Below are 12,689 nucleotides of genomic sequence, written 5' to 3' on the forward strand. Positions count from 1 at the left end.
CCCCTGCATATCAGGGACCCCACGGATCTCCCGGAGAGGAGATGGTCACGCATGAGCTGGTACGTGGTCCGACGGCTGGCGATCTCCTTCGTCGTCCTGCTGGGCATCTCCGCGCTGGTGTTCTTCCTGCTGCACGTGGTCTCGGACGACCCGGGCCGCGTGGTCCTGGGACAGCGCGCGTCCCCCCAGGCCGTGGCCGACTTCAACCGGGAGCACGGGTTCGACCGGCCGCTCGTCGTGCAGTACCTCAGCTATCTGGGCCAGCTCGCCCACGGTGACCTGGGCAGGTCCTACAAGCTCAACGAGAACGTGGGGGCGGTACTGCAGCAGAACGCCGGCCGCAGCGCGATGCTGTCGCTCGCCGGCCTGGTCCTCGCGCTGCTGATCGCCGTCCCGCTCGGCATCCTCCAGGCGGTCCGCCGCAACAGTCTCGTCGACCGCGCCGCCACGGCGGCCTCCTATGTGCTCTACGCGACTCCGTCGTTCCTGCTGGGCCTGATCCTGATCGCCGTGTTCAGCCAGTCCCTGCCGTTCTTCCCTGCCGAGGCGTCCCAGTCGCACTCCTCGTGGGTGGTCCTCACCGATCCCCGCGCCATGGCCCTGCCCGTCATCACGCTCGCTATCACCAGCGTCGCGATCTTCTCCCAGTACCAGCGCTCGTCGGCTCTCGACCAGCTCGGCCAGGACTACATCCGGGTCGCCCGGGCCAAAGGGCTCCCGGAGCGGAGCGTCCTGACGCGCCACCTGCTGCGCAATGCCTGTCTGCCGCTGATCACGCTGGTCGGCACGCTCATCCCCAGCCTCCTGGCAGGCAACCTGATCGTCGAGTCGCTCTTCAACTACCCCGGCCTCGGCCTGCTGTTCCTCAACAGCCTGCAGCACGAGGACTACCCGGTGCTCCTCGCCTACACCCTGATCGGCGGCGTCCTCACCGTGGCCGGCAACTTCGTCGCCGACATCGCGGTCGCCGCCGCCGACAGCCGAATCGAGTTGAACAAATGACCTCACGACAGACGGACACAGCGGGGGCCCTGGAGGCGGGCGCCACGGCGCCGTCAGCAGCCGATCCGGCCGACGTGCGCGAGCGGTTCACTCTGAAACCGGTGCTGCGGGCACTGCGGCACCACCCGCTGGGCCTCGTCGGCGGGCTGCTTCTGATACTCGTCGTCGGGTTCTGTTTCCTCGGCCCCCTGCTCTACCAGACCAACCAGACCGACGTGGATCTGGTGAACGCGGCTCTGCCGCCCAGTACCGAGCATCCGCTCGGGACGGACCTCAACGGGTTCGACGTGCTCGGCCGCCTCATGGCGGGCGGCAGGGTGTCCTTGCAGATCGGGCTGCTCGCCGCGCTGTTCGCCACCACGATCGGTACGGTCTACGGCGCCGTCGCCGGACTCGCCGGCGGGATCGTCGACGGGTTCCTGATGCGGGTGGTCGACACCCTGCTGTCGGTCCCCTTCCTCTTCTTCGTCCTGATCCTCTCGGTGCGCTTCCACGCGAACGCCGTGTCGCTGAGCCTGGTCATCGGCGGGTTCTCATGGCTGGTCTCCGCCCGGCTCGTCCGCGGCGAGGTCCTGACCCTGCGGGTACGGGAGTTCGTGCTGGCGGCCCGGGTGATGGGGGCCTCCCGCCCACGGCTCATCCTCACCCACCTGATTCCGAACGCGCTCAGCGTGATCATCGTCGTCATCACCTTCCAGGTAGCCGACGCGATCCTCGTCGTCGCCGCTCTGGGCTTCCTGGGCTTCGGCCTGACATACCCGACCGCGGACTGGGGCAGCCAGCTTGCCAACGGCGCGACGTTCATCTCCGCCGACTACTGGTGGCTGGTGTATCCCGTCGGCATCTGCGTCATCGTCACGGTGCTGGGGCTCAACCTGCTGGCGGACGCGTTCCGCGACGCGGTCGGTCACCGGGCCGGCTGAGGCCGCTCGCCACGACCGTCACCTCTTCACCCTCTTCCACCACACCTCGCAGGGAGCCATCCATGACACATGTGCCCGGCAAGGCCCGAGGACGCCGCTTCGCGGTGCTCGCCGCCGTGCTCGCCGTACTGGCCACGGCGTGCACCGGCGGCGACCTGGCCAAGGAGCTGCAGGGCGGTTACAAGACCCTGCCGAAGGAGTCCGGGAAGCCCAAGGACGGCGGCACGGCCACGGTCGCGCTGACTCCAGGGCTCAGCCCCAACTACATCTATCCGTATCCGCCGGCGTCCGCCAACGGCACCGTCATCGCCCGGGGACTCCTGTGGCGCTCCCTCTACCGCCCCAGTGGTGAGGGCGACCAGATCGCGGACGCCGCACTGAGCCTGGCCGAGGCTCCCCGCTACAGCACCGACCGCAAGACCGTGAGCATCAAGATGAAGCACTACTCATGGTCCAACGGCAGGCCGGTCACCGCCGACGACGTCGTCTTCTCCCTGGCCCTGCTGAAGGCCGCGCTCAAGGAGAGCCCGGCCAACTGGAGCTTCTACACCCCGGGGCAGTTTCCCGACGGCATCACCGCGAAGGCCACCGCGTCGGACGAGCTCACCCTCAGGTCCACGACCGCGTACAACCCGTCCTACCTGATGTCGATGCTGACCCTGCTGTACGTGATGCCCTCCAAGGAGTGGAACATCGCCCGCACCTCGGGGCCGCACCTGGACTACACGCAGCCGAAGAACGCCAAGGCCATCTACACCTACCTCACCAAGCAGTCGGAGTCCCAGGCCACATTCGCCGACAACCCGCTCTGGCAGGTGGTCAACGGCCCGTACCGTCTCAAGAGCTTCGACCCCACGACCGGCTCGTTCTCCCTGGTCCCCAACACGTCCTACAGCGGTCCGGGCGGCTCACGGCTCGACCGGGTCGACTTCAAGTCGTTCACCTCCGCCCCGGCGGTCCTCAACCAGTTCAAGGCCGGCAACCTGACCGTCGGAACGCTCGACTCCAGCTTCATCATGCAGATCGGCGCGCTGAAGAAGAAGGGCTACCACGTCTACGGCGCCCCGGCGCCCGCCCGGTTCGACCCGCTGGTCCTGAACTTCGAGAACACCACCCACCACTTCGACAAGGTGATCGCGCAGCCGTACATCCGCCAGGCCCTGCAACACCTGATCGACCAGCAGGGCTACATCAGGAGCCGGGGCGTGTACAACGGTGCCGCCTCCCCCAACTACACCACCGCGGGCGGCGACTCCCCATACCCGCCCGCGTCCGGTGACCAGGCGCCCTACCCGTACGACCCGGCCGCCGCCAAGAAACTGCTCACCGACCACGGCTGGAAGGTCGAGCCGGGCGGCGCCACCACCTGCCAACACCCGGGCACCGGGGCCGGCGAGTGCGGGGCGGGCATCCCGCGCGGGCAGACGATCGACTTCTCCCTCGCCTCCGCGAACACCCCGGCGTACGTCGGCGCCCGGGACACCGCCTTCGCATCGGAGGCCAAGAAGCTGGGCCTCAAGGTCACGCTCGTGAGCAAGTCGCTCAACTACCTGTACACCAACTACGGCAACTCCTTCGCGCCCGCCAACAAGAACAAGTGGGCGGCACAGGACTACGGACCGCTGTACCTGGCGGCCGGATACCCGAGCAGCAACACCGTGTTCAACACGGGAGGCAGCTTCAATCTCGGCGGGTACCGCGACGCCGAGGCGGACAAGCTGATCGACGCGTCGACGTTCGGAGCGGATTCCAAGGCCCTGTCGGCCGAGGTGACCCACCTCGGCAAGGACCTGCCGGTGCTCTACTTCCCGACTCCGCACACTCTTGTCGTGTGGAAGAACAGCCTCTCCGGGCCGCCGTCGTCGTTCAGCTCACTGCTCAGCTTCCTGTATACGCCGGAACTCTGGTACTTCCACAACTGAATGCCGCGCACGGGAAGGTGGTGAGCCGTCATGGAAGCGTTCCACGACACGTCTGCGGACATGGCTGCGCTGCGTCAACTGATCGGCGGAGCACGGGTGGTGGCGCTCGGCGAGGGCGCGCACAACATCACGGAGTTCTACGGGCTCAGGGACCTGCTGTTCCGGTTCCTGGTCCGGGAGTGCGGGTTCACCGGGCTGGTCCTGGAGTCCGGATTCGCCGAGGGGCTGGCCGTCGACGAGTGGATCGACGGCGGGCCGGGACGGGTCGAGACCGTCGCCCGGGACGGCATCACCTACCGCTTCGGCGAGTGCGAGCCGATGCGGAGGCAACTGCGCTGGATGCGTCGGCGCAACTCCGGCGGGTCGGCGAAGGTCGCCTTCTACGGAATGGACCTGCCCGGCTCGTCCACCTCCCCCGGCCCGGCGGTCCGTGCCTGCCTCGACCGGCTGCCCGCACGTCCGGGCGACGAGGAGTTGCGGCGGCTGAGCGATCTGGGCGACCGGTCGCAGGCGGCGGTCCGTTACGCGGCGATGTCCTCCTCGGACCGTGCCCGGCTGCTCGACGGCCTCCGCGGACTGGACGAGCGCGCACTCCGTTACCGCCGGCACAGCGGCCCGGACGGCGAGGACGCCGAGATCGCCCTGTGGTGCGCGGCCTCGCTCGAAGCCTTCGTCGCCGAGGCCGACGAGGACGGGACCTCCTCGGAGGGTCCCTATCCGCGGGAGGCGTTCATGGCGCGCAGCGTGGAGTGGATCCTGCGCCGGGAGCGGCGCATCGTGGTGAGCGCCCACAACGCACACGTCCGCCGTACACCGCTGCACGGTCGGCCGACCCTGGGCGGTCTGCTCTCCTCCGAACTGGGAGCGGACCTCGTCGTCATCGGGATGACATACGGCTCCGGGCCCGAAGTCACCTTCACCCAGCGGTCGTCGCGTCCGTTCGACTGCGACGTCACGCTCGGGGCGCGGACCCTGACGCCGGAGTCCGTCGAATCGCGGCTCGACCGTCTCGGCCCGGAGGTGACCCTCCTCGATCCGCGCCGCGCGCCCGCCGGCTTCTTCGACGGCGTCGAGGGGACGCTCGCCGGTGGGGAGCTCGACCCCGTCGACGACTTCCCGGCTGCCTACGACGCACTGCTCCACGTCCGGCAGGTGAACCGGATCCCCGGGGCGTTCGAGCGGCTGCGTGCCGAGTTCGTCGCGGCCGCGCGAGCGGGCTTCGAGGCGGCCCCGGATGCAGATGCACCAGCAGATCAGTCCATGCGTCCCGGAGACCTCGACGGTCTCCGGGACACCGAGGAGTCGGAGTCACAGTGAACAGCAGCCCTCCGCCGTATCCGCCCGCGCGGACCGTCGACGCCTTCGAGGACGTCGCGGGCGTCCGGGTGCCGGACCCGTACCGGTGGCTGGAGCCGGAGACCGACGAGGTACAGCGGTGGCAGCGCCGGCAGGCCGAACTCGCCACTTCGATCGCCTACGACGGGCAGGACCCTGCGGCCGTACGGAAGCTGATCGAGACATACGATGCCGGGTCCCGCCCGGCACTGCCGAGGTTCGCGGCGGGCCGCTGGTTCCGCGCCGTGAACACACCCGGTGCGGCGGCGCCCAGCGTGGTCGTCGCCGACCGGCCGTTCGGCGCGGGCCGACCGGTGGTCGACCTGACCGCGTTCGGCGACGGGCAGAACCCCGCGTTCCTGTCGTGGCTCGCGCCGTCGCCGAACGGTCGCGTCCTGGCCCTGGGCGTCTGCACCGACGGCAGCGAGCACAACACGGTCCGGCTCATCGACGTGGACTCGGGGCGCGTACTGGACGGCGCGCCGCGGCAGGTCCTGCACAGCGCGTGGGCCGGTGGCGTGTCGTGGCTGCCCGACAGCAGCGGCTTCTTCTTCCTCGCTCTGACCGGTTCGCCGCATGAGTTCCGGCAGGCCGTTTACCGTCACCGGATCGCCACGCGGGACAGCGCGGGCAGCACCGTGGTGGAACCGATCCCGGTCGGTGAGGGCTCCCAGGAGTACACACTCCTGCAGTTCTCGGCCGACGGCCGCTGGGTCGTCGCAAGTCACCGGGTGGGCAGTCCTGTTCCGGTCGCCGTACGCGATCTGTCCCGGCCCGCCGCCCCCTGGCGTCCCTTCGTCACCGACTGCGCCGGGACCGTCGCCGGACACATCGTCGGCGACCGCTACATCGCGGTGACCGATGTAGCGGCACCACGCGGGCGCGTGGTTGCGCTCCCGCTGGACGCCGCCGACCCCAACGACCCGGCCTCGTGGACGGAGTTGGTGCCGGAGGGCGAGACGGTGCTGCGGTCCTTGTCTCCGGTCGGTGACCATCTGTACCTCAGTGAGTTCGACCGGACGTGCGCCCGGGTACGGATCCTCGACCGCTCCGGCGCCGTCACCGGGGAGGTTCCGCTACCCGGGCAAGGGGCGCTCTCCGCACCGTTCTTCGCCCTGACCGGCCTGGCCGTGGGCTCTCCCCCGGACGACTTCGTCTTCGCCTTCTCCACCCCGACCAGCTCCTGGGGCGTCTATCGGCACCGTCCGGGAGAGGCGGACATCGAGACGCTGTCGGCCCCGGCGGTCACCCTCGACGCCGACGTGACGTTCGAGCGGGCCGTCGCACTCGACGGCGTGGAGATCCCTTACCACGTGGTGCGACCGGCGGGCAGCGACCCGACGCAGCCCGCGCCCACGCTGATCTCCGCGTACGGAGCGGCGAACGTGCCTCTGCTGCCGCAGTACCAGCCCGAGATGGCCGCCTTCGTCGCGGCCGGTGGCGTGCTCGTACAGGCCCATCTGCGCGGGGGCGGCGAGTTCGGCCGCGACTGGTACCTGGCCGCGCACCGGGAACGCAAGCACGTGCGCGACCGCGACCTCATCGCCGTCGCCGAGCACCTCATCGCCACAGGGCTCACCACACCCGGGCGGCTCGCGCTGACCGGTGGCTCCGACGGTGGTCTCATGTGCGGGGTCGCTCTCACGACGCGCCCCGAGCTGTGGTGTGCCGTGCTGCCGATGGCGCCGCTCCTCGACCTCATCGGGGGCACCCGCGATCCCTATCTGGACTTCGTCATCCGCAAGGCGTGGGCGGATCCGGACGATCCTGCGGAAGTACGGCGGCTGCTGCGGCTCTCGCCCTACCAGTTGGTCGGGCCCGGCGTCTTCCCGGCGGTCTATCTTCAGGCCGGGGCGACCGATCCGCGGTGTCCTCCCTGGCATGCGCGCAAGTTCGCCGCCCGCCTGCAGGCGGCACAGGAAGGGGACGCGCCGATCCTCCTGCACGTCTTCGACAACGCCGGGCACGGCGCGGCGACGTCGTACGAGGTCGCGACCGCACAGGACGCCGAGTGGCTGGCCTTTCTGATCAGGACACTCGGTCTGGGCCGTCAGGAAGCTTCCGGATGAGCGGGCGGGACGGCCTGTCCGCTCATCCGCCGTCCGGGGCGGACCTGAGCGACATCAGGTGCAGCTGCAGCATGGCCGAGAGACGTGCGGACGGATCATTGAGGTCGATCCGGCCGACCTCCGCCGCGCGCCGAAGCCGGTAGCGGAACGTGTTGGGGTGCACGAACATCGAGGCGGCGGCCGTGGCGACATCGCCGAAGGCGTCGAGCCAACTCCGCAGCGTCTCGGCCAGGTTGGTCGCGTGGATCTCGTCGTAGGCGATGACGCGTGCGACGACGCCGCTGGGCAGGTCCCCGCGCGGGACGAGGTCGGCGAGCTCCAGCAGCAGTGCCTCGACGTGGACGTCGTCCAGGCGGGCGACCGGCTGCCCGGCGGTTCCCGAGCGCAGGACGCGCGACGCCCGTTCGGCTCCGGTACGCGACCGGGCCAGTGCCGCACTGTCCTCGGCGTACGGCCCTACGCCGATCACGGGGCGCAGCCGGGAGCCCACGCGGGCCAGGAACTCGGTGGCGATGCGGGCCGCCCGTTCCTCGGCGTCGTGCCGGTTCTGCGGAAGAAGGGGCAGGATGCCGTACGCGATGTCGCCGATCAGCGCCGCGGTGGCGCGCGGGTGCACCGCGGCCAGATGCATGGCGAACGCGTCAGTGAGGCGTTTGCGTTCGGTGGCGGTACGGGCGGGCAGCCGGTGTTCATTCGCCGCGTCGACGACGGTGAGTGCGAGAACGACGGCGGGCTCGTCCTTCAGGCCGAGGCGGCGGATCGCCTCGGGTGATCCAGGGCCGCTCTCCAGTGCGGTGGCCAGCAACTCCGCGCGCTGCCGCCTCTCCATGTCCGCGTCCGCGCGCTGCCACACCATGTGCATCGCGACCAGCTTGGACGCCTCGTAGAGCACTTCGCTGCGGTCCTCGCTCAGCGGCTCGGCGACAACCACCCAGATCGCGCCGAGGATCTCGTCCCCGGCGCGCACGGCGATCGCCGCGCGCGGCAGTTCGGGCGACTGTGTCGTGTCGCCCGACTCGGGGAGAGACGCGACGAAGACGGGTCGGTCGCTGCGGTAGATCGCCTGGAACACCCCGCGTTCCTCAAGGATGCGCGTGTAGTGCTCGGGGACCTGCCGGCCCAGGATCGTCTGGACCCGCGAGGGGTCGATGTCCTCCTGCCGGCTGGAGAAAGCCAGCAGGCGCGAGTTGCGGTCCTCGATGGTGACGGGCGCGTCCAGCAGCGCGGCAATCGCGTTGGCGACCGCGAAGAGGTCGCCGGACTCGATCCGGTCGGCCGTGTGACCATCCATGTCATGCCGGTTGCTGTCGGTCGTCAGCGTCCGGAGCATCCCCGCCAGGTGCGTCCAGGAGGCGCCGCGGGCGAAGGAGAGCACGGCCACGCCCGACGCCTCGGCCGCATCGATCAGCGCCTCGTCGGCGGTGACAGGCGCGCGGACCACCAGGGCGGCGGCGCCGCGCTGCCCCAGGCGGGTGACGACTCGGGCGATGTCGGAGAGGTCGTGCAGGGCTACGCCCAGTACCAGTGCGTTGTCCGGGAGTTCCGGCTCGTCGAGTGGGTCGTGGATGACGACGCCGCCGATGCCGTCGGCGCGTTCTACGTCACCGCAGACCACGTCGAGCAGGGTGGAACCGAGTTCCTCCAGGACACGCGCGAGGCTTGCTCGCGGAAGGCTGGTCACGGGAATGAGCACGGGGCCGAAACTAGCCCGGTCCACCGGCATCGGAGTTGGTCGCGCATGACGTAATGATGCCAGCCCGTTCGTCCACACGGACGAACGGACCGGCGCGGTGAGGGCCTCAGGGGACGGGCACCCAGGTCGTCGAGTCCGTCACCTCGTCCAGAATCTCCGGGACGGGGGTGACGCCGAGGCCCGGCCCGGTCGGCACGGCGAGATGTCCGTCCACGAGGTGGAACGGTGCGGTGATGTCGGTCCGGTAGTAGCGGTCGGAGGCCGAGGTGTCGCCGGGCAGCACGAACCCGGGCAGTGCGGCAAGCGCCACGTTGGCGGCGCGGCCCAGTCCCGTCTCGAGCATGCCGCCGCACCAGACGGGGACGCCGTGCGCCGCGCAGACGTCGTGGATCCGCCGCGCCTCCAGATAGCCGCCGACGCGGCCCGGCTTGATGTTGACCACGTGGCAGGCGCCGAGCGTGAGCGCGTCGGCGGCGGCGCGGGCGGAGACGATCGACTCGTCGAGGCAGATCGGGGTGGTGATGCGCTTCGCGAGTTCCGCGTGGCCGAGGAGGTCGTCCTCCGCGAGAGGCTGCTCCAGCATCAGGAGGGCGAACGGGTCTAGCCGGGCCAGATGGCGGGCGTCGCCGCGGCGATAGGCGGCGTTGGCGTCCACCTGCAGCAGGATGTCGCCGAACCGTTCGCGGACGGCGCGCACCGGCTCGATGTCCCAGCCGGGTTCGATCTTCAGCTTGATCCGCAGATAGCCGGCGTCCAGATATCCGGCGACGGCGTCGAGGAGCGCGGGGATCGACTCCGTGATCCCCACCGACACCCCGCACGGCACTCTGTCGCGGACCGCGCCGAGGGCGTGTGCGAGGGGCACTCCCCGGGCCCGGAGGTCCGCGTCCAGCACCGCCGTCTCCAGGGCGGCCTTGGCCATGCGGTGCCCCTTGAACGCGGCCAGAGCCGGGGCGACCTGGTGGGCGTCGAGGTCGGCCACCCCGGCGAGCGCCGGGACCAGGAAGCGGCTGAGGACGTCCGCGGCGGCGTGCGTGTACTGCGACGAGTACTGAGGAGCGGTGCCCGCGCCGCACTCGCCCCAGCCCTCGGCCTCGTCGGTGACGACGCGCACCAGGAGGGCCTCCCGCACTGTCTCGGTGCCGAACGAGGTGCGGAACGGGGATACGAGGGGTGCCTTGATGGTGCGCAGTTCGACTCCGGTGACCTTCACGCTGTCTCCTGTGGCGCTTCGTTGTGGTGTGTTCCGTGCCGGTGCGTGCCGCCGGCGACCTGCGTCGGGCTTCCGCGGTCCACGACGTACCAGCCCGCCGGGTCGAAGCCGCGCACCCGCGCGCCGTCGGCGAGCAGTCCGCCCAGCACGTCCCGTACCGCCGTGCGCCAGCTCACGGCGCACGCCGGGTCGCTCAAGCGCAGTGCCTCGATGTCTTCGGGTACGGCCACCAGTACGGTGCGTGCGTTGTCGCCGGTGCGCCCCACCGACGGCGCGCCCGTGGCGGAGACTCCGAGGGCGACGGTCGCTCCGCGCGACCGGGCGACTTCCGCGTCGGCCGGTCTGGGCCGCCCGGCGCAGACCGACTCGGCCTCCGGAGACGCCAGACGCCACCGCACCAGAATCCGGTCGCTGTCGTCGCTGCGGTTGATCCCGTCGTCGATGGGGCCGTAGAAGTCCGGCAGGTACTCGGCAGGCTCGGCAGCCAGCTTGGCGATGTTGAAGTACGCGTTGCGGCGCACCAAGGGGTCGTACGTCCAGCAGATCTCGCCCACACCCCGCGCCAGCGTCCAGGCCCGCTGGTGCAGTTTCAGGGCGAATCCGACGTTGCGCCGCCGCACGTGGGGCAGCACCCCTGCGATGTGGCTGTGCAGGGCCGCGCGCGCCGGCGGGGAGAAGAACCCGAAGCAGGAGCCGACCAGTTCGTCCCCCACGAAGGCGCCGCTGACATAACTGCCCGCCTTCGCCAGCGCACGCAGCAGGTCGGCGGTCACCACCGGACTGTTCTCGCCGGTGCGCCAGATCTGCTCGTAAAGGCGCCGAACGGCCTCAAGCTCACTGACACTGTCCAGGGAACGGATGTCGATGCCCGCGACGCGCGCGGCGGTCTCAGCCGCGGCGTACGCCGCGTCGACGGGCGGGGATTCGGTGCGGTCGCGCAGGAGATCGGTCACGCAGGTCATGGTTTCAACCCCGATCTTCGCGCAGCTGGTTCGAGGGCACAGGATGCGGGCTCCCGCTTCGTCCGGGCGGACAGCCGTCCTGCGGTGCCAGGAGGTCGGCCACCAACGCGGTGAGCAGTCGGGTCCGCCGCGGCAGCTCCGCGACGAGCAGATGTTCGTCGTCGGCATGCGCGCCGCCGCCCACCGCTCCCAGGCCGTCGAGGGTGGGGGTGCCGACTCCCGCGGCGAGATTTCCGTCGGAGGCGCCGCCGACGGCCACCTGCGTGAGTGGGCCGAGCCCGAGGTCCGTCGCGAGCCGGCACGCCCGCGCAAAAAGATCCTTCGATGCGGTGGCCTGCAAGGGCGGCCGGTTCGGACCACCTGTGACCTCCACGGCTGCGCCGGCCAGCCGGGCCCGCAGGTCGCGCATCGCTCGGTCCACACGGTGCTGCTCTGCCGCGTCCCGTATGCGGACGTCGACGTCGAAGCGTGCCGAGGCGGGGACGGTGTTGGTCGTGGTGCCCGCCTCCAGGCGGGTCGGCGTGACAGTCGTACCGCGTGCCGCATCGCCCAGTGCGGCCACGGCCAGGATCTGGTGGGCGGCCTCGATCGTCGCGTTCACGCCACGCTCCGGCTCGAGGCCGGAGTGGGCGGCACGTCCTCGAACCAGCACCTCGTAGCGCGACACCCCTTTGCGTTCCGTCTTCAGGGCCCCACCCGGTCCGGCGGCCTCCAGTACGAGGGCGGCAGAGCAGGAGCGGGCCTCGCCCTCGATGAGCTCCCGGGACGAGGGCGAACCCGGCTCCTCGTCACCGGTGATGAGGAGGGTGACACCGTCCAGCGGATGCGCGGCCCCGGGTCCGGACACACTCGTCCGGGCCCCCGTGCCGATCAGGTCCGCCAAGGCGTGGAACGCCATCACCAGGCCGGCCTTCATGTCGAAGCAACCGGGTCCGCGCAGCACCCCGTCGCGAACCTCGAACGGATGGCTCTTCAACGACCCGACCGGCCACACCGTGTCGTGATGCCCGATGAGCAGCACGCGCGGGGTCCGGCCGAAGCGCCACCGCACATGCGTGCATCCGTCGATGACTACCCGCTCCGCCTCGGCCCCGAGGTGACCGGCGCCGATCCGGGCCACCAGCTCGGCGCTGCGGGCGACTGCGGCCAGGTCGTCCGAGGGGGACTCGCAGCGCACCAGCCGCTCGACGTCTGCGATCATCGCGGCCGCACGCTCTCGTTCCCGGCTCTCCGGCCGGGCACCGTCCTCCTGCCCAGTGGTTCGATTCACCACGGCGCGGTGTTCTGTCACGGCGGACACCTCCAGTCGACGCATCTGCCCAGCATCGCGAGCTGCGCCGCGGTGGGATCTGTCCGGTCGGCCAATATCGATGTGCTCGATTGGGGTGGGGCGATGAACCGGGCTCTCTCACGTCCAGGGCCATCGCCACAGCTCCGTGTAGTCGGAGAAGGACAGGCCACGCGCTCCGCTCAGCCAGCGCACGAAGCCGGCGATGTTGGAACTGCCGGCCGCCGAGCGGCTCGGAGACCACAACAGGTCGGTTTCGGTGCTCATCAGCGCCTCCGGAGG

10 protein-coding genes are annotated in these 12,689 nt (G+C 70.5%); 5 read left to right on the forward strand and 5 right to left on the reverse strand.

Going from position 1 to position 12,689, the window contains the following annotated elements; all coding sequences use genetic code 11:
- Window positions 1-51 precede the first annotated feature (51 nt).
- The 5 genes from BT364_RS17445 to BT364_RS17465 all read left to right on the forward strand — a co-directional run bounded on the left by BT364_RS17445 (window position 52) and on the right by BT364_RS17465 (window position 7,251).
- Window positions 52-1,002, forward strand: coding sequence for an ABC transporter permease (locus tag BT364_RS17445; protein WP_072486101.1), 951 nt, complete (start codon window positions 52-54; stop codon window positions 1,000-1,002).
- Window positions 999-1,925 (forward strand): ABC transporter permease, encoded by a 927-nt coding sequence (locus tag BT364_RS17450; protein WP_079179507.1) that lies wholly within the window; start codon window positions 999-1,001, stop codon window positions 1,923-1,925. Before BT364_RS17445 ends, BT364_RS17450 begins: the two co-directional genes overlap by 4 nt.
- 62 nt (window positions 1,926-1,987) lie before the next feature.
- Window positions 1,988-3,847 (forward strand): ABC transporter substrate-binding protein, encoded by a 1,860-nt coding sequence (locus tag BT364_RS17455; protein ID WP_072486102.1) that lies wholly within the window; start codon window positions 1,988-1,990, stop codon window positions 3,845-3,847.
- Window positions 3,848-3,877: 30 nt separating this feature from the next.
- The gene (locus BT364_RS17460) at window positions 3,878-5,164 is read left to right on the forward strand and encodes an erythromycin esterase family protein (protein ID WP_072486103.1); all 1,287 of its coding nucleotides are present in this window, start codon (window positions 3,878-3,880) and stop codon (window positions 5,162-5,164) included.
- Entirely contained in the window at window positions 5,161-7,251 is a 2,091-nt protein-coding gene (locus BT364_RS17465) for a prolyl oligopeptidase family serine peptidase (RefSeq protein ID WP_072486104.1), read from the forward strand. The genes BT364_RS17460 and BT364_RS17465 overlap by 4 nt, the downstream gene beginning before the upstream one ends.
- A 22-nt stretch (window positions 7,252-7,273) precedes the next feature.
- Here the strand turns inward: BT364_RS17465 and BT364_RS17470 are convergent, their stop codons facing one another.
- From BT364_RS17470 to BT364_RS41565, 5 genes are all read right to left on the reverse strand, one after another.
- On the reverse strand, window positions 7,274-8,944 hold the full coding sequence (locus tag BT364_RS17470) for a PucR family transcriptional regulator (RefSeq protein ID WP_256259953.1): 1,671 nt from the start codon (window positions 8,942-8,944) through the stop codon (window positions 7,274-7,276).
- Between the two features lie 106 nt (window positions 8,945-9,050).
- Window positions 9,051-10,157, reverse strand: coding sequence for an o-succinylbenzoate synthase (gene menC, locus BT364_RS17475; RefSeq protein WP_072486106.1), 1,107 nt, complete (start codon window positions 10,155-10,157; stop codon window positions 9,051-9,053).
- The gene (locus BT364_RS17480; protein WP_218172440.1) at window positions 10,154-11,110 is read right to left on the reverse strand and encodes a GNAT family N-acetyltransferase; all 957 of its coding nucleotides are present in this window, start codon (window positions 11,108-11,110) and stop codon (window positions 10,154-10,156) included. Before BT364_RS17480 ends, menC begins: the two co-directional genes overlap by 4 nt.
- 13 nt (window positions 11,111-11,123) lie before the next feature.
- A complete protein-coding gene (locus BT364_RS17485) occupies window positions 11,124-12,320 on the reverse strand; it encodes a M20 family metallopeptidase (RefSeq protein ID WP_072486108.1) in 1,197 nt (398 codons plus the stop codon).
- A gap of 207 nt (window positions 12,321-12,527) precedes the next feature.
- Window positions 12,528-12,674 carry a hypothetical protein gene (locus BT364_RS41565; protein ID WP_177328155.1) on the reverse strand — a complete coding sequence of 49 codons (147 nt, stop codon included), beginning with the start codon at window positions 12,672-12,674 and terminating at the stop codon, window positions 12,528-12,530.
- Window positions 12,675-12,689: the final 15 nt, after the last annotated feature.

Origin of the sequence: Streptomyces atratus (genome assembly GCF_900119365.1) — a bacterium.
In the GTDB taxonomy this organism is placed as follows: Bacteria; Actinomycetota; Actinomycetes; order Streptomycetales; family Streptomycetaceae; genus Streptomyces; species Streptomyces atratus_B.